Annotated in this window: 26 protein-coding genes, 1 rRNA gene, 1 pseudogene and 1 other annotated feature; of the genes and pseudogenes, 2 read left to right on the top strand and 26 right to left on the bottom strand. The window is 33.5% G+C overall.

The annotated features are described in order from the left end of the window. The 25 genes from B5G32_RS09895 to B5G32_RS09775 form a co-directional block, all read right to left on the bottom strand. Positions 1-102: ribosomal RNA gene (locus B5G32_RS09895) — 16S ribosomal RNA — on the bottom strand; the annotation flags it as partial. Positions 103-436: 334 nt separating this feature from the next. Beyond that, positions 437-745: a PTS lactose/cellobiose transporter subunit IIA gene (locus B5G32_RS09890; RefSeq protein WP_087244283.1), complete on the bottom strand. Its 309-nt coding sequence runs from the start codon at positions 743-745 to the stop codon at positions 437-439. 86 nt (positions 746-831) lie between these two features. Then, complete coding sequence (locus B5G32_RS09885; RefSeq protein WP_087936552.1) at positions 832-1,623, bottom strand: Cof-type HAD-IIB family hydrolase; 792 nt, start codon at positions 1,621-1,623, stop codon at positions 832-834. Between the two features lie 86 nt (positions 1,624-1,709). Further along, entirely contained in the window at positions 1,710-2,894 is a 1,185-nt protein-coding gene (tuf, locus tag B5G32_RS09880; protein ID WP_087244285.1) for an elongation factor Tu, read from the bottom strand. Between the two features lie 86 nt (positions 2,895-2,980). Beyond that, positions 2,981-5,056, bottom strand: coding sequence for an elongation factor G (gene fusA, locus B5G32_RS09875; RefSeq protein WP_087244286.1), 2,076 nt, complete (start codon positions 5,054-5,056; stop codon positions 2,981-2,983). A 37-nt stretch (positions 5,057-5,093) separates the two neighbouring features. Then, positions 5,094-5,564, bottom strand: coding sequence for a 30S ribosomal protein S7 (gene rpsG, locus B5G32_RS09870; protein ID WP_087244287.1), 471 nt, complete (start codon positions 5,562-5,564; stop codon positions 5,094-5,096). 19 nt (positions 5,565-5,583) lie between these two features. After that, positions 5,584-5,997 (bottom strand): 30S ribosomal protein S12, encoded by a 414-nt coding sequence (rpsL, locus tag B5G32_RS09865; protein ID WP_087244288.1) that lies wholly within the window; start codon positions 5,995-5,997, stop codon positions 5,584-5,586. A gap of 182 nt (positions 5,998-6,179) precedes the next feature. After that, the gene (gene rpoC / locus B5G32_RS09860) at positions 6,180-9,878 is read right to left on the bottom strand and encodes a DNA-directed RNA polymerase subunit beta' (protein ID WP_087303786.1); all 3,699 of its coding nucleotides are present in this window, start codon (positions 9,876-9,878) and stop codon (positions 6,180-6,182) included. 13 nt (positions 9,879-9,891) lie between these two features. Further along, complete coding sequence (gene rpoB, locus B5G32_RS09855; RefSeq protein ID WP_087297183.1) at positions 9,892-13,551, bottom strand: DNA-directed RNA polymerase subunit beta; 3,660 nt, start codon at positions 13,549-13,551, stop codon at positions 9,892-9,894. 168 nt (positions 13,552-13,719) lie between these two features. Continuing rightward, the gene (locus tag B5G32_RS09850) at positions 13,720-14,313 is read right to left on the bottom strand and encodes a class I SAM-dependent methyltransferase (protein ID WP_087936551.1); all 594 of its coding nucleotides are present in this window, start codon (positions 14,311-14,313) and stop codon (positions 13,720-13,722) included. 56 nt (positions 14,314-14,369) lie between these two features. Next, positions 14,370-14,741 (bottom strand): 50S ribosomal protein L7/L12, encoded by a 372-nt coding sequence (gene rplL, locus B5G32_RS09845; protein ID WP_087244292.1) that lies wholly within the window; start codon positions 14,739-14,741, stop codon positions 14,370-14,372. Positions 14,742-14,766: 25 nt separating this feature from the next. Continuing rightward, on the bottom strand, positions 14,767-15,288 hold the full coding sequence (gene rplJ, locus B5G32_RS09840; RefSeq protein ID WP_087244293.1) for a 50S ribosomal protein L10: 522 nt from the start codon (positions 15,286-15,288) through the stop codon (positions 14,767-14,769). Positions 15,289-15,323: 35 nt separating this feature from the next. Next, positions 15,324-15,443, bottom strand: a sequence feature (ribosomal protein L10 leader region). A gap of 15 nt (positions 15,444-15,458) precedes the next feature. Next, complete coding sequence (rplA, locus tag B5G32_RS09835) at positions 15,459-16,142, bottom strand: 50S ribosomal protein L1 (protein WP_087936550.1); 684 nt, start codon at positions 16,140-16,142, stop codon at positions 15,459-15,461. 23 nt (positions 16,143-16,165) lie between these two features. Then, positions 16,166-16,585 carry a 50S ribosomal protein L11 gene (gene rplK, locus B5G32_RS09830; protein WP_087244295.1) on the bottom strand — a complete coding sequence of 140 codons (420 nt, stop codon included), beginning with the start codon at positions 16,583-16,585 and terminating at the stop codon, positions 16,166-16,168. Between the two features lie 180 nt (positions 16,586-16,765). Beyond that, positions 16,766-17,323 (bottom strand): transcription termination/antitermination protein NusG, encoded by a 558-nt coding sequence (nusG, locus tag B5G32_RS09825; RefSeq protein WP_087244296.1) that lies wholly within the window; start codon positions 17,321-17,323, stop codon positions 16,766-16,768. 1 nt (position 17,324) lies between these two features. Continuing rightward, positions 17,325-17,513: a preprotein translocase subunit SecE gene (secE, locus tag B5G32_RS09820; RefSeq protein WP_087936549.1), complete on the bottom strand. Its 189-nt coding sequence runs from the start codon at positions 17,511-17,513 to the stop codon at positions 17,325-17,327. Positions 17,514-17,522: 9 nt separating this feature from the next. Continuing rightward, positions 17,523-17,672 carry a 50S ribosomal protein L33 gene (gene rpmG, locus B5G32_RS09815; RefSeq protein ID WP_087244298.1) on the bottom strand — a complete coding sequence of 50 codons (150 nt, stop codon included), beginning with the start codon at positions 17,670-17,672 and terminating at the stop codon, positions 17,523-17,525. Between the two features lie 38 nt (positions 17,673-17,710). Next, entirely contained in the window at positions 17,711-18,325 is a 615-nt protein-coding gene (locus tag B5G32_RS09810) for a sigma-70 family RNA polymerase sigma factor (protein WP_087244299.1), read from the bottom strand. Positions 18,326-18,337: 12 nt separating this feature from the next. Beyond that, on the bottom strand, positions 18,338-19,069 hold the full coding sequence (rlmB, locus tag B5G32_RS09805; RefSeq protein ID WP_087244300.1) for a 23S rRNA (guanosine(2251)-2'-O)-methyltransferase RlmB: 732 nt from the start codon (positions 19,067-19,069) through the stop codon (positions 18,338-18,340). A 19-nt stretch (positions 19,070-19,088) separates the two neighbouring features. After that, complete coding sequence (locus tag B5G32_RS09800; protein WP_087936548.1) at positions 19,089-19,499, bottom strand: Mini-ribonuclease 3; 411 nt, start codon at positions 19,497-19,499, stop codon at positions 19,089-19,091. Continuing rightward, positions 19,499-20,836: a cysteine--tRNA ligase gene (gene cysS / locus B5G32_RS09795; protein ID WP_087936547.1), complete on the bottom strand. Its 1,338-nt coding sequence runs from the start codon at positions 20,834-20,836 to the stop codon at positions 19,499-19,501. The genes B5G32_RS09800 and cysS overlap by 1 nt, the downstream gene beginning before the upstream one ends. A 121-nt stretch (positions 20,837-20,957) precedes the next feature. Beyond that, on the bottom strand, positions 20,958-21,473 hold the full coding sequence (locus tag B5G32_RS09790) for a hypothetical protein (protein ID WP_087936546.1): 516 nt from the start codon (positions 21,471-21,473) through the stop codon (positions 20,958-20,960). A 100-nt stretch (positions 21,474-21,573) separates the two neighbouring features. Next, positions 21,574-23,001, bottom strand: coding sequence for a glycogen synthase GlgA (gene glgA, locus B5G32_RS09785; RefSeq protein WP_087244304.1), 1,428 nt, complete (start codon positions 22,999-23,001; stop codon positions 21,574-21,576). Next, entirely contained in the window at positions 23,001-24,107 is a 1,107-nt protein-coding gene (gene glgD, locus B5G32_RS09780; protein ID WP_087297188.1) for a glucose-1-phosphate adenylyltransferase subunit GlgD, read from the bottom strand. The genes glgA and glgD overlap by 1 nt, the downstream gene beginning before the upstream one ends. 18 nt (positions 24,108-24,125) lie before the next feature. Continuing rightward, positions 24,126-25,250 (bottom strand): glucose-1-phosphate adenylyltransferase, encoded by a 1,125-nt coding sequence (locus B5G32_RS09775; RefSeq protein ID WP_087297189.1) that lies wholly within the window; start codon positions 25,248-25,250, stop codon positions 24,126-24,128. Positions 25,251-25,472: 222 nt separating this feature from the next. Between B5G32_RS09775 and B5G32_RS09770 the strand changes: the two genes are divergently transcribed. Both B5G32_RS09770 and B5G32_RS09765 read left to right on the top strand, forming a co-directional pair. Further along, positions 25,473-25,895, top strand: a complete 423-nt coding sequence (locus B5G32_RS09770) for a cell wall hydrolase (protein ID WP_087244307.1) — start codon at positions 25,473-25,475, stop codon at positions 25,893-25,895. Positions 25,896-25,903: 8 nt separating this feature from the next. Beyond that, positions 25,904-26,206 (top strand): spore coat protein GerQ, encoded by a 303-nt coding sequence (locus tag B5G32_RS09765; protein ID WP_087297190.1) that lies wholly within the window; start codon positions 25,904-25,906, stop codon positions 26,204-26,206. Positions 26,207-26,346: 140 nt separating this feature from the next. Here B5G32_RS09765 and B5G32_RS14165 read toward each other — a convergent pair. Then, positions 26,347-26,520, bottom strand: a pseudogene (locus B5G32_RS14165) (IS200/IS605 family transposase); the annotation flags it as partial. Positions 26,521-26,633: the final 113 nt, after the last annotated feature.

Genomic DNA, 26,633 nt, shown 5'->3' with positions numbered 1-26,633 from the left:
ACTCACCCGTTCGCCACTCAATGCCGAAGCATTGCGTCCGACTTGCATGTATTAGGCACGCCGCCAGCGTTCATCCTGAGCCAGGATCAAACTCTCCATTGTCCTTTTCTATCTTCAGAGAATTTCATGTCTTCTTGACTCTTTCTTTTTTCCTATCTTTATTGACGTGTTTACTGTTCAGTTTTCAATGTCCCTGTGCCCTCTCGTCGAGTGCTCATCTATAATACCATCTATCCCTTGCCTTTGCAAGTCTTTTTTTTACTTTTTTTCGTTTTTTTTATTCCTATTTTTACAAAATTCTATTTTTCATTGGATTTATCAATGTTTTTTTATTTGTAATTTTATAAAGATTCACTCATAAATTTAAAAAATAAAACCCCATTAACTGAGTTAATCCTCCGTCATTGGGGTTTTGCTTGAATCACTAATCTTTTAATTATTTGATTTTTTTATAAAGATCAATAAATTCTTGTGCTAAATCAATAACAACTAATGCAGTCATTAAATGATCTTGAGCATGTACCATTAATAAGTTTAATGGAGCTTTTTCTCCTCTAATTTCAGCCTGAATTAATTCAGTTTGTGCATGATGTGCTTCATTTACAGTTTCTTTTGCATTTTGTAATGATTCATCAGCCTTATCTAAATCACCAGCTTTTGCATATTGAATAGCTTCGATAGCAGAGCTACGTGCACTTCCACTGTTTACGATAAGGTTAATAACTACTTGTTCTTGTTCATCCATTTTCAATTTCTCCTTTAACAAACAAATTCAGAATTACTCTGTATATTTATTTTATCAAATCAACTTTATAATTTCAACTATAAACACTAAAGAAAAGAAAAATGTTTAAGTGCTTTCAATATACCATCGCAATCAACATTATCCGTAATATAATCGGCAACTGCTTTTGTTTCATCAGCAGCATTACCCATGGCAATTCCTAATCCAACAAAAGAGATCATTTCAATATCATTTCGTCCATCTCCAAATGCAATCGTATCTTTAATATTTTTGCCTAAAGCTTCAACAAGCTTTTGTATTCCTTTTGCTTTAGATTCACCTTTTAAAGTTAAATCAAAAGATAATCCACTTTGATGCTGTTGAATATCAAAATAAGGTGATAATGTTTGATACATTATTTCTCTATCATCAAGAGAATTTAAAACAATCATCCCAATATATGTTTCAATCTCATCAATTTGATATGAATCAATAATAATTTCATCTTTCATTCCCCAATTATTCTTAAACTCAATATGTTTAGGGTTTTGTTTATTTAAAACATAAATATGATCATTCCCCTCAAAATAGTATGCCAGGTTTCTTTCAACACATAGCTGATGTGTTTTTTCAATAGCTTCTTTTGGAACAACCTTTTTATATATTTCTTTCCCTTTACATTCTACATAAGCACCATTACAAGTTACATAACCACTAAAAGGATAATCCATAACTCCATCCACAATAAAGCATTTACATCTTCCAGTCGCTAAAAAAACATCATGTCCCTGTTTCTTTAGTTGATTCATCCCATAGCGGACATCATTTGGGATACGATATATACCTTTATTACATTCAATAAGTGTTCCATCTATATCAAAGAAAAATAGTTTGCTCATATCACACCTCCATACTTTAACATCATAACCTTTTTAAAAAAAAGTGTAAACAAAAAAGGTATCAATAAGATACCTTTTCATGAAAATTATTCAATAACTTCAGTAACTGTTCCAGAAGCAACAGTTCTTCCACCTTCACGAATTGAGAATTTAGTACCATTTTCAAGTGCGATAGCATGGATTAATTCAACTGTTAATTCTACGTTATCTCCTGGCATAACCATTTCTACACCATCTGGTAATTCGATAACACCAGTGATGTCAGTAGTTCTGAAATAGAATTGTGGTCTATAGTTAGAGAAGAATGGTGTATGACGTCCACCTTCATCTTTTGATAAAACGTAAACTTGGCATACGAATTTTTTGTGTGGATGTACTGATCCTGGTTTAGCTAATACTTGTCCACGTTGAATTTGATCTCTGTTGATACCTCTTAATAATACCCCTACGTTATCTCCTGCTTCAGCGTAATCTAATAATTTACGGAACATTTCGATACCAGTAGCAACTGTATTTTGAGTTTCATGAATACCAACGATTTCGATTGGGTCATTTAATTTTAATTGTCCTCTTTCAACACGTCCTGTAGCAACTGTTCCACGTCCAGTGATTGTAAATACGTCTTCAACTGGCATTAAGAATGGTTTATCAGTATCACGAGTTGGAGTTGGAATATAAGTATCTACAGCATCCATTAATTCATGAATAGCTGGTACCCATTTTGGATCTCCTTCTAATGCTTTTAAAGCTGATCCACGAATAATTGGAGTGTCATCTCCTGGGAATCCGTATTCATTTAATAATTCACGAACTTCCATTTCAACTAATTCGATTAATTCGTCATCATCAACCATATCACATTTATTTAAGAATACGATGATGTAAGGTACACCTACCTGACGAGATAATAAGATGTGTTCTCTTGTTTGTGGCATAGGTCCATCAGTAGCAGCTACTACTAAGATAGCTCCATCCATTTGAGCAGCACCAGTGATCATGTTTTTGATGTAGTCAGCATGACCTGGACAGTCAACGTGTGCATAGTGACGAGTTGCTGTTTGATATTCAACGTGTGCAGTGTTGATTGTGATTCCACGTTCTTTTTCTTCAGGTGCAGCATCGATTGCAGCATAATCCATTGCTTGAGCATTTCCTTCTTGTGCTAAAACAGTAGTGATTGCTGCAGTTAAAGTTGTTTTACCATGGTCAACGTGACCAATTGTTCCAATATTAACATGCGCTTTAGAGCGGTCAAATTTTTCTTTAGCCATTTAAGCTTCCTCCTATATAAATTTCATTAAATTTTTACATATACATTCTAAATGATTTATCTCAAAAATGCAATACTTTTAGTGGATTAATTATTTCCACCATTTTTCTTAATAATACTTTCTGCAATTGACTTAGGAACTGGTTCATAACGATCAAATTGCATAGTGTAATTTCCACGTCCTTGTGTAAATGATCTTAAGTCAGTAACATATCCAAACATTTCAGATAAAGGTACACTTGCTTGTACTAAAACAGCGTTTCCTCTTTCTTCTTGTCCTTCAATCATACCACGTCTAGAAGAGATATCTCCCATAACGCTTCCTAAGTATTCAGAAGGTGCAGTGACTTCTACAGCCATAATTGGTTCCAAGATAACTGGATCACATTTTTTACCAGCTTCTTTTAATGCTAAACTTGCAGCTACCTTATATGCCATTTCTGATGAATCGACATCATGGTAAGACCCATCAAATAATGTTGCTTTAATATCTAATACTGGATATCCAGCAATCATACCATTATCTAATGCTTCTTCAAGACCGGCTTTAACAGAACCAATGTATTCTCTAGGGACAGTTCCACCAACTACAGCATCAACGAATTCAAATCCTTTACCTTCATTTGGTTCGAATTTAATCCATACATGTCCGTATTGTCCACGTCCACCAGATTGACGTACGAATTTACCTTCACAATCAGCAGTTTTTCTAATTGTTTCACGATAAGCAACTTGTGGTGCCCCAACATTAGCTTCAACTTTGTATTCTCTCTTTAAACGATCAACGATAACGTCTAAGTGTAATTCCCCAACTCCGGCAATAATTGTATCACCAGTTTCAGGATTTGTAGTGACTCTAAATGTAGGGTCTTCTTCAGCTAATCTTGCTAAACCGTTACTTAATTTATCTTGGTCTTGTTTTGTTTTTGGTTCAATTGCTAATTCAATAACTGGTTCAGGGAATTCCATTTTTTCTAAGATAATGAAATTCTTTTCATCACAGATAGTATCCCCAGTTGTTGTATTTTTAAATCCAACAGCTGCAGCAATATCTCCAGCGTAAACTTCGCTAATTTCTTTACGTGTATTAGCATGCATCTGTAAGATACGTCCTAAACGTTCTTTTTTATCTTTAGAAGAGTTTAAAACATATGATCCAGATTCAATATGTCCTGAATATACACGGAAGAATGTTAATTTACCAACAAATGGGTCAGCCATAATCTTAAATGCTAATGCAGAGAATGGCTCATCATCACTTGCATGTCTTTCGATTTCGTTACCATCTTCATCTTCACCTTTAATTGATGGAACATCAGTTGGTGCAGGTAAGAAGTCGATAACAGCATCTAACATTAACTGTACACCTTTATCTTTATAAGCAGATCCACATAATACTGGGAATAATTCAACAGCTAATACTCCTTTACGGATTGCTGCTTTAATTTCTTCTTCAGTAACTGGTTCTTCTTCTAAGACTTTCATCATTAAATCATCATCAAAAGATGCAGCTGAATCAATCATTTTTTGACGATATTCTTCTGCTTGAGCTTTCATATTTTCAGGAATTTCAGAATAAACAACGTTTTCACCCTTAGCTCCTTCAAAATGAACAGCTTTCATTTTAATTAAGTCAATAACACCTTCAAATGTATCTTCGGCACCAATTGGTAATTGAATAGCTACAGCGTTAGCATCTAATCTTTTTCCAATAGATTCAACAGACATTAAGAAATCTGCCCCAGTTGCATCCATTTTGTTACAGAAGACAATTCGAGGAACTCCATAAGTTGTTGCTTGACGCCAAACAGTTTCTGTTTGTGGTTCAACACCAGCTTTTGAGTCTAATACAGTAACAGCACCGTCAAGTACACGTAAAGAACGTTCTACTTCAACAGTGAAATCGACATGGCCTGGAGTATCAATGATGTTAACACGGTATCCATTCCATTGTGCAGTTGTTGCTGCTGAAGTGATTGTAATACCACGTTCTTGCTCTTGTTCCATCCAGTCCATTTGTGAAGCACCATCATGTGTTTCACCAATTTTATGAATTTTTCCAGTGTAATAAAGAACACGTTCAGTTGTTGTTGTTTTACCAGCATCAATGTGAGCCATGATTCCAATATTACGAGTTTTTTCTAACGAAAATTCACGAGCCATATTTTTCTCCTTTCAAATATTTCCTCTAAATCATATATTACCAACGGAAATGTGCAAATGCTTTATTAGCTTCAGCCATCTTATGAGTATCTTCTTTCTTTTTCACAGAAGCACCAGTTCCATTAGAGGCATCAATAATTTCATTAGCAAGACGATCAATCATGCTTTTTTCGTTTCTTAAACGAGAATAGTTAACTAACCATCTTAATCCTAATGTCATTCTTCTTTCTGGAGATACTTCAACAGGTACTTGATAGTTAGCTCCTCCAATACGTCTTACTTTTAATTCAAGTACAGGCATGATATTGTTGATTGCTTGATCAAATACTTCCATTGCAGGATTTCCAGTTTTTTCTTCAACTTTTTTAAATGCTTCATATAAGATGTTTTGAGCAACACCTTTTTTACCATCAAGCATGATATTGTTAATTAATTTTGTAACTACCTTAGAATTATAAATTGGATCAGGTAGTACATCTCTTTTTGCTACGCGTCCTCTTCTTGACATCAGTTTTTCCTCCTATCTCTTATTTTTTAGGTTTTTTAGCTCCATAACGAGAGCGTCCTTGCATACGATCTTTTACACCAGCACAGTCCATAGTACCACGAATAATATGATAACGAACCCCTGGTAAGTCCTTAACACGTCCTCCACGAATTAACACAACGCTGTGTTCCTGTAAGTTGTGCCCAATTCCTGGAATATATGCAGTTACTTCCATTCCGTTTGATAAACGAACACGGGCATATTTACGTAAAGCCGAGTTAGGTTTCTTTGGTGTCATAGTGGCAACACGAGTACAAACACCACGTTTTTGAGGTGAACTAATATTAGTTGGTTTCTTTAATAATGAGTTGTAACCTCTATTTAACGCAGGTGATTTTGATTTAGATGTTTTTTCACTACGTCCTTTTCTGACTAATTGATTAATTGTAGGCATGTTTTTCTCCTTTCCTTTCTTCTTAACACACAATTCCGGGTGTTTCATTTTTTGATGAGATAAAATGCACTCTTAGTCGAGTACCGAAAGCAATTATATACGACAAAATTTATAAAGTCAACACTTTTTACTCTTTTTATCAAAGAAAAACAAGATCTTTTTTAAGACCTTGTTTCTTTATTTTATTCTGTTGTTGAAAATTCTTCATCAATTTCAGTACTGCTTAACAAACTTTCTGATAAAGTTTCAGCTTGTAAATGTTCAGCTTCTTCTAATTCCTTTTCTTTGCGTGCTTCTTCTAACTCTCTAGCAATCGTTTCAGGTGATTTTAAAGGTCCTCTTAATCCTGTACCAGCAGGTAATAATTTACCAATAATAACATTTTCTTTAAGACCTCTTAATTCATCAACCTTACCTTTAATAGCCGCATCTGTTAAGATTTTTGTTGTTTCCTGGAATGAAGCAGCAGATAAGAATGATTCAGTTTCAAGTGAAGCTTTTGTGATCCCTAACAAGATTGGTCTTGCAACAGCAGGATGTTTTCCAGCTTTTAAGGCTTCTTTATTTAATTCAGTAAATTTTTGAACATTAATATGAGTACCAGGTAATGCTCCAGTATCTCCACCTTCAACAATTCTCATCTTCTTCAACATTTGATGAATAATAACTTCAATGTGTTTATCTGAAATTTCAATACCTTGTAAACGATAAACTTTTTGAACTTCTTTCAAGATATAATTTTCTACAGCTTTGACATCAGCAACAGCTAATAATTCTTTTGGATCAATTGATCCTTCAGTAATTTTAGAACCAATACCAACTTCATCACCTACAGAAACTCTTAATTTTGCACCATAAGGTGTTAAATAACTCTTTGTTTCAAGTAAGTTAGAAACGACAACTTCAGCTCTACCATTGTTATCAATGATATTAGAAACTTCACCATCAATTTCAGAAATAATAGATTTTGCTTTTGGATTTCTTGCTTCAAATAACTCTTGAATACGAGGTAAACCTTGAGTGATATCGGCACCACCAGCAACTCCACCCATGTGGAATGTACGCATTGTTAACTGAGTACCAGGTTCACCAATTGATTGAGCCGCCATAATACCAATAGCTTCTCCTAATTCAACTTGTTCACCAGTTGCTAGATTACGACCATAACATTTTCTACAAATTCCATTTTTCGCTTTACATCCAAAAATAGAACGAATTTCAACTTCTTTAATACCTGCATCAGTAATATTCTTAGCAATCGCTTCATCAATCATTTCGCCAGCTTTAACAAGCGTTTCACCTGTTTCAGGATGAACAATATCCTTTTGAGAATAACGTCCTACTAAACGGTCATATAATGGCACAATAACTGAATTATCTGAAGTATTGTACAATTCTGTAACAACAAATCCCTGATCTGTGCCACAATCATCTTCAGTAACAATGACTTCTTGAGCAACATCAACCAAACGTCTTGTCAAGTATCCTGAATCGGCTGTCTTTAAGGCTGTATCGGTAGATCCTTTACGAGCACCATGTGTAGAGATGAAGAATTCAGATGCAGTTAAACCTTCTCTAAATGAAGATTTGATAGGCAACTCAATTGTTTCACCTTTTGGATTAGACATCAATCCACGCATACCTACTAACTGTGTAAAGTTAGAAATATTACCACGGGCCCCTGAATCAGACATAATGAAGATTGGATTACGGTCATCAGCTTCAAATTCATCTTTAACGACAGCCTGAACCTGATCTTTAACAGATTCCCATAACTTAATAACGATATTATGTCTTTCTTCATCAGTGATTTTCCCTTTACGATATAATTTCTTGATTACTTCAAGTTTTTCATCAGCTTCATCAAATAAAACGTATTTACTTTGTGGAACCTGAATATCATAAACAGAAACTGTAATACCAGCAATTGTAGAATAATAGAATCCTTGATCCTTTAATTTATCCAACATCGCTGTTGTATCACTAATTTTTGTAGGATCAAACATTTCATTGATAATGTTTCCTAAAGCTTTTTTACCCAATGGTTTAATTAAAGGTTGTGCTTTAATATGTGCTTTAATATCAGTACCCATTGGTACGAAATATTTATCTGGTGTTGCAACTAAATTTTCTTTACTAGAATCATTGATAAATGGGAATGCCCCATCAAAAATCTGGTTAAAGATAATTTTACCAACACTTGTGATTAAATAGCTATTATTTTGTTTTTCAGTAAATGTCTTATTCTTTAAAGATTTTCCTCTAATTGCAATTCTTGTGTGTAAATGTACAGTTTTTGCATCATATGCCATTAAAACTTCATTCACATCTGCAAAAACAGTTCCTTCACCAACAGCACCTTCATCTTCTAATGTTAAGTAATAGTTACCTAACACCATGTCCTGAGAAGGTGTAACGATAGGTTTTCCATCTTTTGGTCCAAGGATATTGTGAGAACCTAACATTAACTGTCTAGCTTCTTGAATAGCTTCTTCCCCTAATGGAACGTGAACTGCCATCTGGTCACCATCAAAGTCAGCGTTGAACGCTGGACATACTAATGGATGCAAACGAATAGCACGTCCTTCAACCAATTTAGGTTCGAATGCCTGAATACCTAATCTATGCAATGTAGGCGCACGGTTTAATAAGACTGGATGTTCTTTGATGACTTCTTCAACGATTGGCCAAATCACATCATCCATCTTATCAATTAATCTTTCAGCAGCTTTGATATTTGTTGCAATCTGCTCTCTCACTAATCCACTAATCACAAATGGTTTAAATAAATTCAATGCCATTTCACGTGGAATACCACATTGATACATTTTTAAGTCTGGACCAACAGCGATAACTGAACGTCCTGAATAGTCAACACGTTTCCCAAGTAAGTTTTGACGGAAACGTCCTTGTTTTCCTTTTAACGTATGGCTTAATGATTTTAATGGTCTTCCTCCAGCACCTGTAATTGGTTTAGAACGACGTCCATTATCAATCAAAGCATCAACTGCTTCCTGTAACATACGTTTTTCATTTTGGACAATAATTGATGGTGTTCCAAGTTCTAATAATTTCTTTAAACGATTATTACGTGTAATCACACGACGATACAAATCATTCAAATCACTTGTCGCAAAACGTCCACCATCCAACTGTAACATTGGTCTTAAATCAGGTGGAATAACTGGAAGCACATCAAGAATCATCCATTCAGGCTGATTATGTGAAGTTCTGAAAGCTTCAATAGCTTCTAGTCTCTTCAATAATTTAGAACGTCTTTGTCCCTGTGCTTCTTTTAAATCTTTTGTTACTGATTCAAATTCTTCATCTAAATCAACTTTTTGAAGTAAGATTTTAATCGCTTCTGCCCCAGTTTTGGCTTCAAACTGATGACCAAATTTTTCATAACAGTTACGATAATCTCTTTCAGATAAAACTTGTTTATATTCTAAAGGTGTACTTCCTTTATCAGTGACAACATAAGAAACGAAATAAATGATTTCTTCAAGTTGTTTTGGTGACATATCAAGAATAAGCCCCATTCTTGATGGAATACCTTTTAAATACCAGATATGTGCGACTGGAGTCGCAAGTTCAATATGTCCCATACGTTCACGACGTACAGAAGATTTTGTGACTTCGACACCACAACGATCACAGATTACGCCTTTATATCTGACTTTCTTATATTTTCCACAGCTACATTCCCAATCCTTAGATGGTCCAAAGATTCTTTCACAGAATAGACCATCTTTTTCAGGTTTTTGAGAACGATAATTAATAGTTTCAGGTTTTTTAACTTCACCATAAGACCATTCACGAATTTTTTCTGGAGAAGCTAATCCAATCTGGATTGCTGAAAAGTTATTGACATCTGCCATTCATTGTTTCCTCCTATTCTTCGTTACTTTCTTCTTCATCATCAGTGAAGAGTTCATCAATTACAGAATCCAAATCATCAAATGATTCTTCATCTTCAGAGAAATCACCTTCTACCTCAGCCACTTCTTCTTCAGTGACTTCTGGTTGTTCAGGAGTTGTATCAATTGAAGTTGGGAAACGACGTTCTTCATCTTCAATCTTTCTTGCATCTATTTCTTGACCATCTTTATCTAACATACGAATATCTAAAGCTAATGCCTGTAATTCTTTTGTTAAAACTCTAAATGATTCTGGCAAACCAGGTTCAGGTAATTTTTGACCTTTTACAATGGCTTCATAAGTTTTGACACGACCAACAACATCGTCAGATTTAACCGTTAAGATTTCTCTTAATGTATAAGCTGCACCATATGCTTCAAGTGCCCAAACTTCCATTTCCCCAAATCTCTGTCCACCGTTTTGAGCCTTACCACCTAAAGGCTGTTGTGTAACTAATGAGTATGGACCTACTGATCTGGCATGTAATTTATCGTCAACCATGTGGGCTAATTTAATCATATACATAACCCCAACTGAAATATTAGAATCAAAATATTCTCCAGTCATACCAGAAATAACTGGTTGTTTTCCATCAACTGACATTCCAGCTTCTTTCATGATATTCTCAAGATCTTTTGAGTTAATACCATCAAATGCAGGAGTTGCAAAGTACATTCCTAACTCTCTAGCAGCATATCCTAAATGTAATTCCAATACCTGACCAATGTTCATACGTGATGGTACCCCTAATGGATTTAACATGATATCAAGAATTGTACCATCTTCCAAATGTGGCATATCTTCGATAGGTAAGATCTTAGAGATAACCCCTTTGTTACCATGACGTCCGGCCATTTTATCTCCTTCAGAAATCTTACGTTTTTGAACGATATACACTTTAACAACTTTATTAACACCTGGTTGTAATTCATCACCATTTTTTCTAGAGAAGATTTTAATATCATGAACAATACCAGCACCACCATGAGGAACTCTTAATGAATTATCTTTGACTTCTCTTGATTTTTCACCAAAGATTGCTAGTAATAATTTTTCTTCAGCAGATAATTCTGCCTGTCCTTTAGGTGTTACTTTACCAACTAAGATATCCCCTTCTTTCACTTCAGCACCAATCATAATGATACCTTCGCTATTCAAGTTTTTACGGGCATCTTCCCCAACGTTTGGAATATCACGCGTAATTTCTTCAGGACCTAATTTTGTATCACGACATTCAATACTATATTCTTCAATATGAATAGATGTATAAACATCTTCTTTCACTAATCTTTCAGACATGATAACAGCATCTTCGTAGTTATAACCATTCCATGTCATGAAACCAACCAATACGTTTTGTCCAAGGGCTAATTCACCTTGTTCCATAGATGGACCATCAGCTAAAATTTCCCCTTTGACAACTTTATCTCCAGCTTTTACGATTGGTCTATGATTAATGCAAGTTCCCGCATTGGAAATCGCAAATTTTGTTAAACGATACTTATGTGGACCTGTATCTTCTTCAACAATAATCTTTTTCGCATCAACATATGTGACAATACCATCTTTTTTAGCCACAACCGCAGCTCCAGAATCTCTAGCAGCCTGATATTCCATACCAGTTCCTACAAGAGGTGTGTGTGGATTTAATAATGGTACGGCCTGACGTTGCATGTTGGCACCCATCAAAGCACGAGTCGCATCGTCATTTTCTAGGAAAGGAATACATGAAGTGGCTACAGAAACGATCTGTTTTGGAGAAATATCAATAAAATCAATTTCTTCAGGCTTAGCCATAATATTTTCTCCCAAATGACGGGCAATAACTTGTTCATCCAAGATTTTTCCATTTTCATCATGTTGAACTTTTGCTTGTGCAATGACATAATTCTTTTCTTCATCGGCTGTTAAATAACGCACATCATTTTCGTCAATCACACTATGATTCACTTTACGATATGGTGTTTCAATAAATCCATATTTATTGATTTTTGCATAAGAAGCAAGTGTAGAAATTAACCCGATATTTGGACCTTCAGGTGTTTCAATTGGACAAATACGACCATAGTGAGAGGCATGAACGTCACGGACTTCATAACCAGCACGATCTCTTGATAAACCACCTGGTCCTAATGCTGATAAACGACGTTTATTTGTTAACTCGGCTAATGGATTAATCTGATCCATAAATTGAGATAACTGAGATGATGAGAAAAATTCTTTCATAGCGGCAGTTAATGGACGAATGTTAGTTAATGACTGAGGAGTGACACTATCAATTTCAGATAATGACATTCTTTCTTTAACGACTCTCTCCATTCTTGATAAACCAATTCTAAATTGATTTTGAATTAATTCACCAACAGAACGTACACGTCTATTTCCTAAATGATCAATATCATCTAATAAACCAATACGACTCATTAAGTTGACTCTATCGTCACTTGCTAAATCTAATGAATCATAAATATCAACAAGATTCAACATATATGAATAGGCAGCAATCATATCAGAAATTGTAATATATTTACAATCTAATGATAAATCTGTCCCAACAACTCTCATTTTCTTTGATTTTGTTTCATCAACATAGACTTCAAGCACTTGAATACGTCCATGTGATTTTAAGAAATCATTTGTTTTAATGTCCATTGTATGAGCTCCAGCCTGGAAAACAGGAGCTAAAAGGTCAACTTTATCTTTTGTTAATAAAGTTCCTTCTTTCATGACAACATTTCCATCTATATCTATAACATCCTGAGCTAAAACACGGTTTGTAATTCTATCTAATAAACTCAATTTTTTGCCAAGTTTAAAACGTCCTGCACGCGCAAGATCATATCTTTTTGCATCAAAAAATCTTGTATATAATAAAGTATTAGCACCTTCTAGCGTTGCAGGTTCTCCTGGTCTTAATTTATTGTAAATTTCAATTAAAGCTTCATCAGTATTGTGAGTTGTATCTTTGGCTAGAGTATTTCTAATAAACTCATGATCGCCTAACACTTCAATAATATCTTCATCACTGCTTAAACCTAAAGCACGTAATAAAATTGTACCAGGAATTTTACGTGTACGGTCAATACGTACATTTAAAATATCTTTTGCGTCATTTTCAAATTCAAGCCATGTTCCTCTTGAAGGAATCATGCTTCCTGTAAAGACTGTCTTACCACTTTTATCCATGGCATCAGCAAAATATGCACCTGGTGAACGCACTAATTGTGAAACAATAACACGTTCAGCACCATTAATGATAAAAGTACCAGCATCAGTCATTAATGGAAAATCTCCCATAAAGACTTCGTTTTCTTTAATTTCGCCAGTTCCATTATTCACTAAACGTAAAGTAGCACGAATAGGAGCAGAATAATTTGCATCTCTATCTTTAGCTTCATCTACTGAATATTTTGGCTCATCAAAACGGCAATCAACAAACTCTAAAGTTAAAGTTTCATTAAAATTGCTAATAGGATAAACATCGTTAAAAACTTCTTTGATACCTTCGTTCTTAAACCATTCATAAGAATTTGTTTGGATTTCTACTAAATTTGGTAATTCTAAAGACCCACTAATTCTTGAATAATTACGACGATTAATACGACTTTTTGCCTGAGTTACATTTTTTTCCAAGCCCGCTTCACTCCTTATCAATTATCTCTATCTCCTTATTTAAAGCACGCAAAAAACACTGCTTTTTATATATGAGTAGGCATTTTATTATACTAGCATAGAGGCCAGTTGAAGTCAATACCAAATCATAAATTTCAAAATAACTTTTGAAACAGTAAAAAAACAGTGTTATTTTACAGATTTTAAAATAAAATATCCTTTATCACGTTTTATAATTTCACAATTTCCAAAAACATCTTCCATTTTTTTCTTAGCTGAAGGAGCGCCTTGTTTTTTTTGAATAACAATAAATAATTCTCCTTGATTATTTAAATGATCATAGGCTTTTTCTAATATTTCAAAAACAATCTTTTTCCCTGCACGAATAGGCGGATTAGAAACAATAATATCAAATGTATCTTTTACATTTTCATAAACCGAGCTTTTATAAGCAATAATATCATTTTCCTGATTATGTTCAATAGACTCATTAGCCAATGCAATAGCACGTTCATTCACATCAACCATTTCAACATGTAACCATGGATAGGCTTTCTTTAAAGAAATACCTAAAGTCCCATAACCACAACCAACATCCAATAATGTTTTTTGATGAGATTGTATATTCATGCTTTCCAATAAAACACGCGAACCATAATCAATACGTTCTTTTGAAAAAACGCCACTATCACTTATAAAAACCAGATGATGTCCTCTATATTGAAAAGAAATTTGTGTTTTTTGAGATTTTAAATCAATATTATTTGTATAATAATGTGTCATCTTCTATTCTCCTAAGATAAAAAGCCCTTTGACAAGGGCTTTTTCATTCCAAGAAATTATTTAACTTCTACAGTTGCACCAGCAGCTTCTAATTGTTCTTTAATCTTAGCTCCTTCTTCTGCAGGAATATCTTTCTTAATTTCAGCTGGAACTTTGTCTACTAATCCTTTAGCATCAACTAATCCTAAACCAGTGATTTCTCTTACTGCTTTGATAACAGCAACTTTAGTAGCACCAACATCAGTTAATGTTACAGTTACGTTAGCAGGTGCAGCATCTGCAGCAGCTTCTCCACCAGCAACAACAGCTACAGGAGCAGCAGCAGTTACATCAAATTTTTCTTCGATTGCTTTTACTAAATCATTTAATTCTAAAATTGTAGCTTCTTCTAAATAAGCTAAGATATCTTCATGTGTTAATTTTGCCATTTTATTTTCCTCCGTTCATTTTTAACTATTCAGCAGCAGCTTCTTCAGCTGCATCTCCACCTTTTGCATCAGCAACAGCTTGAATAACTCTTGCCACTTTTGCAACAGGTTCTTTCATACATGCAAGTAACATTGAGTACATACCTTCACGATTAGGTAATTTTGCCACTGCCATAACTTCTTCTTTTGGTAAGAATTTACCTTCGATATAAGCAGCTTTAATTTGTAATGCTTCATGGTCTTTTGCAAAATCAGCTAAGATTCTTGCAGGAGCCACTGCATCATCTTTACCAAACGCTAAAGCATTTGGACCAACAAGGTATTCTTCTAATTCGTTCATACCTTCTTGTTCAACAGCTCTTTGAACTAATGTGTTTTTATAAACTTTAAATCCCACATTTTCAGCTCTTAAAGCTCTACGTAATTCAGTAACTTCAGCCACTGTTAATCCACGATATTCTACAACAACTGTTGATTGTGAAGCTTTTAATTGTTCACTAATTTCAGCAACAACCTGTTGTTTCGCTTCTAAGATTTCTTTTGACATTGTTACACCTCCTATTGATTTTATATATGCAACAATATATCCGTGAAAAACTCCCTCAGTAAACACGAGGGAGTTGTCAATTCTTTGACAATATCACCTCGGCAACTTCATTAAGGTTTCCCCGTTGCTGTCTACGGTATATTGATTGCGTCTTTTTGTTATGACTTCAATTACATTGAAGCAACTTTTACTGAAGGACCCATAGTTGAAGAAACAACGATGTTCTTCATATAAGTTCCTTTTGCAGAAGATGGTTTAACTCTTAATAATAAGTCGTAAACTGTTTTAAAGTTTTCTGCAAGTTTTTCATCTTCGAAAGATACTCTTCCGATTGGCATATGAACATTACCATCTTTATCAGTACGGTAAGTCACTTTACCAGCTTTTGTTTCTTGAACAGCTTTTGCTACATCCATAGTGACTGTTCCAGTTTTAGGGTTAGGCATTAATCCTTTAGGCCCTAAAATACGTCCTAATTTTCCTAATTCAGCCATCATATCAGGTGTTGCAATCATAACTTCGAAATCAAGCCATCCTTTTTGGATATCTTCAAGAATTTCTTTTCCACCTACAACATCCGCTCCAGCAGCTTTAGCTTCTTCAACTTTAGCTCCTTGAGTGACAACTAAAACTTTTTTAGTTTTTCCAGTTCCGTGTGGTAATACAACTGCACCACGTAATTGTTGATCAGCATGTCTTGTATCTAATCCTAATTTAAATACAACATCCACACTTGCATCAAAATTAACTTTACTTGTTTTCTTTACTAAAGCAACTGCTTCATCAATTGGGTAAGCTTTACCTTTTTCAATAAGAGCAGCGGCTTCTTGATATTTTTTACTTCTTTTAGCCATTTTCTTATCTCCTCTTCATTAAATTAAGCATCTAAGCCTTCAACTTTTACACCCATATTACGAGCAGTACCAGCTACGATTTTCATAGCTCCTTCTAAATCGTTAGCATTTAAATCAGGCATTTTGTATTCAGCGATTTCTTTTAATTTTTCAGCTGATAAAGTTGCAACTGTTTGTTTAGAATCAGAAGCAGCTTTCTTAATTCCACATGCCTTTTTGATCATTTCTGCAGTTGGAGCAGTTTTTAATACGAAATCAAAACTTTTATCTTCATAGATTGTCAAAACAACTGGTACAGTTTCTCCCATACGATCTTTAGTTTGATCGTTGAAAGCAGTACAGAATTTTGGCATCTGAATTCCAGCACCTGCTAAAGCTGGCCCTGGTTTTGCTCCCCCAGCAGGGAATTGAATTTTCATAACTCTTGTGACTTTTTTACTCACGCGACACACCTCCTATAAAAATTTGTCCGTGCTGTGGTACAGGACAGTCAATCCTCCCACGCATAGTAACACATATTGCGTCGTTTAATTATTATACATAATCTATTAAGGAATGCAATAGTTTTTTATTGAATAAATCAACTTTTTTATCAAAAAAAGACCATATTTCAGGTCTTTTCATTATAATTCAACTTTTTCTAACTGAACAAGCCCAATTTCCATTAAATTTTGATTACCTAAGAAATCAATCAAAACAGAAGCTTCTTCTTTTTCATGATCAATAGATTCCACTTTTCCCTGTTTTCCAGCAAATGGACCAGAAACAACACGAACTTCATCACCAACACCAAAATCAACTTCAACTTGAGATGTTTTGATACCCATACTTTTTAAAATAGGATCAATTTCTTCCTTAGGTAATGGGAATGGTTTCGCTCCACCACCAGAAGATCCAATGAACCCAGTTACTCCTGATGTATTACGAACAATATACCATGCCTCATCTGTCATGATCATTTCTACCAGCACATAACCAGGGAACATATTTTTCGTTTTATTAATTTTTTTACCATCTTTGATTTCAGTTTCTACGTGTTCAGGAATCACAATATTAAATAAACAGTCCTGTAATCCCATTGATTCAACACGTTTTTCTAAATTTTCTTTAACTTTATTTTCATGACCTGAATATGTATTCACAACATACCAGCGTCTTCCTTCATCATTCATTCCAGACATCTTAATTCAACCCCAATGCTTTTAAAATTAATGCAATAACTGCATCGCTACCATAAAAGTAAATTCCAAACAAAAAGCAAAAAAGCAAAACAACAACTGAATTATAAGCCAATTCTTTTTTTGTTAACCAATGAATATTCTTGATTTCAGCACGAATACCCTTTAGTGTACACCATTCTTTGATTTTCATGTCTACCTCCTATTTTGTTTCTTTATGGATTGTATGTTTTCCACATTTTTTACAATATTTTCTTAACTCAAGTCTTTCTACATTTAATCTTTTATTTTTAGTGACTGAATAATTACGTGATAAACACTCACTACAAACCAAGATTACTTTTTGTTTCATGTTCATCACTCCTTTACCGTTAATATAATTTAACATATTTATTTTAGCTCGTCAATGGCAACTATTTTCTTTGAATAGCGATAAACCGCATTATAGACACTTTTTACTGAAATATGAAGCTTTTTTGCAATTTCTACTTCGTCATAACCAGCCTTTTTGTAATTCATAACCATCTTTTCACGTTGTGATGTTTTGGCATCAATCTGTAAAGCATAGTAAGTGGCTGTTTCTTTAACAATCAGATGAACTTCAGGCTGATAGCGCTCATGAATATCAGCGACCAGATCTATATAGCGTGTATCTTCATCTTCACTCGTATAACTATCCAACGAAAGAATTGTCATTCCTGCACGATAACAAACATCCTTATTCACACGCATTAAACTTAAAATACGTTTGGTAATAGCAATCTTCATAAATGTCGATAAGCTTGCTTTTTGGTCATCACGATAACTATCCAGAATATCATGAAAACCCATCATAGCCATTTGAATAAAATCTTCATATTCATAACCATTTATAAAATATTTTGTAAAAGCTAATACCCATTTTGAAACTCTGCGATAATAGCGTTTATAAAGTATATCTTGAGCTTCCTCACTGCCACATCGCATTAAATAAACCAATTCATCATCATAGTTGTAGCCTTGCATGCTACCTCCTTTCTACTTTAAAGGATGACGTGAATTGTAAATCTGATAAAGTATAATCGCTGAAGCAACAGAAGCATTTAAAGACGTAACATGTCCCGTCATAGGTAAAACAACATTCATATCACAATGCTTTTTAACCAGACGTGATATACCAAATCCCTCTGAGCCAATCACAACGACAAGAGGCATATTGTAATCAATGGCACGATAGTCCTGTGATTCATCTAAGTCACAACCGACAACCCAAAAACCTTTTTCTTTTAAATCATCTAAAGTTCTTGATAAATTCGTCACTTGTGCAACTTTCACATAATCAATGGCTCCAGTAGATACTTTAGCTACGGTTGCAGATAATCCTACACTCCTATTTTTACCAATAATAACACCATCGACTTCAATAGCATCACAAGTTCTTAAAATAGCTCCTAGATTATGTGGATCTTCCAAACCATCAAGCATCAGCAACAATGGTTGTTTCCCTTGTGGAATAGCATTTAAAATTTCTTCAAGCGTATAATAACGATAATCTTGTACTGCTGCCACAATACCTTGATGAACAACAGATCCAACAAGTTGATTTAACTCATCTTTATGACGCACCATATGCACCTTCACATGTTTAGCTTTTGCAAGGGAAAGAACTTTATCATCTTTTGCATTTTTCATCAAATAAACCTCATAAACTGGTTTATTTCCCTTTAAAGATTCTATAACTGTGTTTTTTCCATAAATATATTGTGTCATATTTTTCACTCCATGCGTCTCAAATTTTTCTCATGTTTTTCTCATTTTCACAAACAAATAATTTAAATAACTCAAAAATTTCTGTTATTCTCTCTTGCTTTTTTAATAAATACAAATGTCCTATTAACGCTTCAAAACCTGTCGACTGATTATAAATAAATACTGATGTATTTTTCGGTACATGTCGACTCTTTGCATTTCTCCCTCTTTTATAAATACTTATTTCTTCTTCACTTAACCATTGTTTCAAAATAGCTTCCTGCATAAATGCTGCCTGAGCTTTGGCACTAACAAATGACTTAGAGGCCTGCTGTAATAAATCTGGCTTCATGATGCCTTTTTCAACCAATAGATATTCTCTCACATAAACCTCAAAAACACTATCACCTAAATACGCTAAAGCTAATACATTTATTAATTTTGGTTTCATTATAAAATTCCTTTATTCTGTAATTCTTGTCTTAATAAATCTGCCTGTTCAAAATTCTTTGCACTTTTTTCTTTTTGCCATTGCTGATATAAAGCAATTTCACTATCACTTAACTGTTTTGGATTATAAACAAATCCCATTGTATCTAACATACACAGCAACGTCTGATAATTCTTTGATATTTCTAAATTATCTTTTTCTTTGACTCTCATCAATTGATTCAAAACTTTCACTTGTCCTAAAATTTGTGACAATGCTAATGAAGTATTCAAATCATCACTCAATGCTTCCACCATTTGATCCACAATATTTTTATAATAATCTTTATGATCAATATGTTGAATCTGTAAATATAAAGACACTTGTTTAATAATATTTTCTACTTTTTCAACTTCTTTTTTCACATTATTCAAGACTTCATCTGTAAAATTCAATGGATTACGATAATGTGTAGAAAGCATGAGCCATTTATAAACATTGCAGCCAAGTTGTTCTAATAAATCTTTAGCCCATAAAACATTTCCTAAAGATTTTGACATTTTCTGATTATTAATATTAATCATCTGATTATGCATCCAGATCTGTGCAATCGGATGATGATGACATGCCATAGACTGTGCAATTTCATTTTCATGATGTGGGAATTTTAAATCCTGTCCACCACCATGAATATCAATGCGTCCATTTTCAAAGATATCATTAATCATAACAACACATTCTGTATGCCATCCTGGTCTTCCTTTAGACCATGGACTATCAAATTGAATTCCTTCATCTGTTTTTTTCCATAATGCAAAATCTGTTGAGCTTTCTTTTTTATCATTATCATCCACACGTTCACTTGCTCCAGCAATCAAATCTTCAATTTTAATCCCTGATAACATCCCATATTCATGAATTTTTGTAACTCTAAAATAAACGTCACCATCAACTTCATATGCATATCCCTGTTCAACAAGACCAGCAATAAAATCAATAATAGGCTGCATCGTTTCAGTTACACGTGGAGCATAAGTTGGAAACAACAAATTTAAACCTCTACGAACATCTTCATAGGCTTTAATATATTTATCTGTTAATTCTTTTTCACTGACACCTTCTTCTTTAGCAGCTTTTATGATTTTATCATCTACATCCGTAAAATTAGAAACAAATGTCACCTTATAACCTAAATATTCAAAAGTTCTTCTCAATATGTCAAACACAATCATTGGACGTGTATTACCAATATGCACATAATTGTAAACCGTTGGTCCACAAACATAAATACTGACTTCTCCCTTTTTAATTGGAACAAACTCTTCCTTTTGATTTGTGAGTGAATTAAACAGCTTCATTCCCTTTCCTCCTTAAATTAAAAAGCATATGATAAAGATTTCACTTCTATTAACCTTATCAAATGCTTTATTAACTCTTTATCTATCAATACTATAACAAATTCATATGAGTTAATCAAGATTAATGATGAACTGTCAAAGATTCTAAATACTGTAAAGCCACACCACTTTGTTCATCATATACATTTTCTGGAGCTTGATAACTATAAATATAACTTGCTTCCTCAGTAAAATATACCATTTGTACAAATTTCATACCCGAAGCCTGATAAGTCCCTGTAAACCGATAACACTCGATACCACTTGGAATAACTTCCTTATAATAATAAACATCAATGGCACCTTCTTCTTCCAATTGTCCTCCATATAATTGAGGCAATTCATTTAAAACATTATCCGTATCATCAATGATTGTTGAGTAAATATACATTTCATCATTTTTTGTAAATCGAACATCTTTTTGATTTTCATTGTTCACATTTAATTGAAAATCTTTAGGGTAATAGAAGGAAACCTGATCAGCGACTTCATAAAGAGTCCCATCTCTTTCTAAAGATATATCTGTTTTCTCTTTTTCACATGCAAAAAGAGTCACAACCAATAATAAAACCGCCAAAATTTTGATTGAGATCTTCATTTTCCTCCCTCCTTATGGAAACATTGTACTAAACTCAACTCTGAAAATCAAATAAAATTTCTTTATCAAACAAAAGAGATAGGTTTCCCTATCCCCTTTATTAATCTAACAATGAATTAAAAACTTTCAAATAGGCATCAGCACTTTTATCCCAATCAAGTTTCGCTTCCATTGCACGATGAACCAATCCTTGCCATTTTTCTTTATCCTGATAAACCTTTAACGCATAGTCAATAATGTCCATCATTTCATGTGCATTATAATTTTTAAAGCTGAATCCATCACCTGTATTTTCATACTCATTATATGGTTCCACGCTATCCTTTAATCCACCTGTTTCTCTGACAATTGGTATTGTTCCATAACGAAGTGACATCATTTGTGATAAACCACAAGGTTCAAATAATGATGGCATCAAGAACATATCACAACCAGCATAGATACGACAAGATAAACCAAAGTCATATTTAAGATTTAATGATAACTTTTGATTATGATAAGCTGCTATTCCTTTAAGTGGTTCTTCATATTTTTGATCACCAGCACCTAAAATCACAACTTGAACATCACGTTTCATCAATTCTTCCATACGATTAATAATTAAATCTAATCCCTTTTGCCAAGTCAATCTTGTGACAATACCAATTAATGGGACATCTTTATTTTCTGGCAATCCACATTCTTTTTGTAAAGCTAATTTATTAATAACTTTCTTTTCATCAACATTTGTAATGTCAAAATGTTCTACAATTTCAGGATCTGTGGCAGGATTGATTGTTTCATAATCAATACCATTTAAAATACCATACAAATCATGACGACGCATTTGTAAGATATTCTGTAATCCTTCACCAAAGCTATCTGTTAATATTTCTTTAGCATAAGTTGGTGATACAGTCGTAATAATATCACTATAATAAATAGCTGCTTTCATCATATTGAAACATCCATCATTACGGCAGTTACCATTATAATAGAGATAATTATCTAATCCAAAATGATCACTTAACAATGCAGGATCACATTTTCCCTGATATGCAATATTATGGATTGTGAAAACAATTTTAATACCTTGATAATATTCATAATATGCATATCTTTCTTTATATAATGTGGCAATCATAGCCGTTTGCCAATCATGTAAATGTAAGATGTCTGGTTTAATATCAATGTGTGATAACAATTCTAAAACTGCAAAGTCAAAAAATGCAAATCTTTCATTATCATCATCATAACCATATAAACCAGGTCTTCTAAAGTATTGTTCATTATCAATGAAATAATAAGTGACACCATCATATTCAGCTTTAAAAACACCACAATAGCATTTTCTCCAACCAACCCAGATATCATAGTTTGTCACATATTCAATTGTATCTGCCAATTTCATATCCTGATATTTAGGCAAAACAACAATACATTCATGTCCTTTTTGAACAAGTGCTTTTGGAAGTGATCCTAAAACATCTGCTAAACCACCTGATTTAATATAGGGATTCGCTTCACTTGTTGCAAATACGATTTTCATTATACAACATCCCCTTCTTTAACATAAAGTGGTTCTCCTTCACCAATAAGCTCTGTTTTCTTTTCTACACGAGCATCTTTATCAATAACTACATTTTCCAAATGAGCTCCTGCGCAAACTTTAGAACCATTTAATATAATACAATTTTTCACAACGGCATTTTTACCAATTGTAACATTTCGTGATAAAATACATCCATCAACTTCACCGTCAATGATAGCCCCATTAGCCACAAATGATTTTTTAACAATGGCATTCTTTAAATATTTTGTAGGTGGTGTATCATTTGTATTGGTAAAGATTGGCCAAGTACTCTTAAAGACTTGTGTTGAAACATCCATATCCAAGAATTCCATGCTCACTTTATAATAAGCTTCATAAGAATCAATGCATCTTGCAAATCCTTTATATTCATAAGCCATGATTTTTCTTTCATCACATAAGTAAGCAAGTGTATCTCTTAAATTAAAGAATGAACTAATCTTTTGAGCATAGCTAATTAATTTTAATAATGTCTTTTTATTAATAACATATGTTTCTAAAGAAATATTTCTCTCTTTTCTATTTCCTTTATTATTCTTGATTTCCATAACTTGTTTACCTTTTAAACGTAAGAAATCAGAACCAACAAATGTTTCATCAGCATTATCGATTTTTTGATAAACCATTGTAATTTCAGCACCAGATTTTGCATGTGCATCAACAACATCAGCATAATTCATTGTTGTAATAATATGAGCTGGTGCAATCACAACATAATCTGCTTTTGATTTTTCAAGAAAAGCAATATTTTCCACAATATTATTAATATCATGATTATACATTGAACTATTTGCATATTTTTCATTATATAAAAGTGAAACTCCTCCAGATTTAGAGTTAAAATTCCAAGAGTTTCCATTTCCTAAATGTTTAAACAATGATCTTGGTTTTTCTTTAATAAGAATACCCACTGTATCCACATTAGAATTTGACATATTTGATAAAACAAAATCAATAATTCCATAACGACCTAAAAAGCTTACTGAAGCTACTGGCCTTTTTTCTGTTAAACCTTTATATGAAACATCAGAGTGTAAATTTATATATCCAACTACTTTTGCCATCTCGTTAACCCCCTCTTATTATGCATTGTCACTGACAAGTTCCACTTCTTTAGCTTCTTTATTGATGACGTCAGTTGATTTAATGACAACACCTTCATCAACAATAGCTTTGTAGATTTCTGCACCCTCTTCTACCAATACACCTGGCATTAAGACAGAATCAACAACCTTTGCACCTTCACCGATATATACATTGTTGAATAAGACAGAACCTTCTACATCACCATTAACGATACAACCTTGAGTAACAAGTGAATGCTTAATTGATGCTTCTTCACCAATAATTTGAGGTTTACTCAATGTATCTTCAGTATAGATTTTCCAATCCTTTTTCACATTATAAAGATCTAACTCTTTATCATCTAACAAGTCCATATTGGCTTGCCATAAACTTTCCACAGTTCCAACATCTTTCCAATAACCAGAGAATTCATAAGCATATAATTTTTTCTTATCTTCTAACATCATTGGAATGATATTCATACCAAAATCATGTTTACTATTGTCATCTTTTGCATCTTCAATCAAATATTTTCTTAATTCTTTATAAGTAAAGATATAAATACCCATAGATGCCAAAGTTGATTTTGGTTTTTCAGGTTTTTCTTCAAATTCATAAATTGAACCATCTTTATTTGTATTCATAATACCAAAACGACTTGCTTCTTTTAAAGAAACATTTAAAACAGCCACTGTTAAATCAGCACCTTTTTCTTTATGTGCTGCCAACATTTCAGCATAATCCATCTTATAAATATGGTCTCCTGATAAAATCAAAACATATTCAGGATCATATTGATCTAAGAAACTGATATTCTGATAAATGGCATCAGCTGTTCCCGCATACCATGTTGCTCCAACTCCACCTCTTTCACGAGCTGGTAAAATAGCAGCTAATGAGTTATTTCCATCAAGTCCCCACTTAGTTCCAGCACCTACATATGTTCCAAGCAAGACTGATTCGTATTGTGTCAAAACTCCAACAACATCAATTCCAGAGTTCGCACAATTACTTAAAGGAAAGTCTATAATTCTATACTTTCCTCCAAAATGTACAGCAGGTTTCGCTACTTTTGCAGTTAATGCTTCAAGACGTGTTCCACGTCCTCCAGCTAAAATCATCGCAACAATTTCTTTTCCCATAATTTTTCCTCCTCAATTGTGATTATGAAAGTGCTTACCTATACCTTTATTTTATCACAATCTTTTTTAAAAAAATACTATTTCATGTCAATTTTAATTAAAAATTTTTATCAAATTTTTATCAATTTCATCCTGTTTTTAAATAATATTGAACTCATCAATATTTTTTTATTTTTAGCAACTTTTCTAAATTTTTTCATATAGTGAATAGAGGTGATTAGAATGTCTCCTAGAATCTTATACAACGATTCTGATGTTGATTTACTGGCACGCATTATGAAAGCTGAAGCATTAGGTGAAGGTGAAGAAGGTATGTTGATGGTTGGTAATGTTGTCGTAAATCGTGTCGTAGCTAACTGCGATGTTTTTAAAGATACACGCACAATTTCTGAAGTTGTTTATCAAAAAAATGCTTTTTCTGGGGTCGGACAACCATTATTCAATCAACCTGTTAACGCCAAAGAAAAAGAACTGGCTTTACGCAATATTGATGGTTATCGTATTGAACCAGCTACAAATGCCTTATGGTTTAAAAATCCTGGCAGCAATGTCTCATGCCCCCAACAATTTTATGGCGAACTCAGCGGACGTTACAAAAATCACTGTTTCTATGCACCTGGTGCTAAATTAAATTGCGACTTATAGGAGGATATATGGATACAAACAATCAAACAATCGTTCCCGGATCTCAAACTTCATCTCTACCAACTCCCATTTCTGAACAGACTTATTTAGAAAATATTTTACGTTTAAATATCGGAAAACTTGGTACTTTTTACTTCACATATACTGGCAGTGAAGACTGGCGCGATCGTGTATACAAAGGTATTATCGAAGAAGTAGGACGTGACCATTTTGTCGTACGTGACCCAAAAAATCAAAAATATTATATTTTTCAGTTTGTCTATTTCGTTTGGGCCGAATTTGATGAACCTATCAATTTTAATACACGATAGCAATCAAAACTACCCTTCAAAAGGGTAGTTTGTTCTGAGGCTATAAGCCTCGCTTACCTGCTCGCGTCTCAAGGCGCTGCTTTCACTTCGTTCAAGCTTACCGCTTTTGACTCTCGCTGTCCCTCAAAGGGACTTTTTCTCTACTTCCCTTTTGCTCCCTTCTTTTCCTTTGTTCTTTTTAATGCTTCTTGTTCTGCTTTCGAAAATGGATTTGCGTACTCTTTTACACTTAATTTGTCCATTGCCTGATCATGCATCTCCTGTTCGCATATGTATTTCGCTACTGTCTCATCATTCAATCCGACTGTGCTGACTTATACCGATAAAATAATTATGCCGATTAAATTGAAATAATCATTGTATCATCATTAGTTTTTTATTGATTTATCGGCATAAAACATTTTATTGAGTCTATCTTTTTCTTCTT

This window comes from Massilimicrobiota sp. An80 (assembly GCF_002159255.1).
Lineage (GTDB): Bacteria > Bacillota_I > Bacilli_A > Erysipelotrichales > Coprobacillaceae > Allocoprobacillus > Allocoprobacillus merdigallinarum.
Note: the sequence above shows the minus strand (reverse complement) of the source record. Positions and strands in the feature narration are given on the sequence as shown.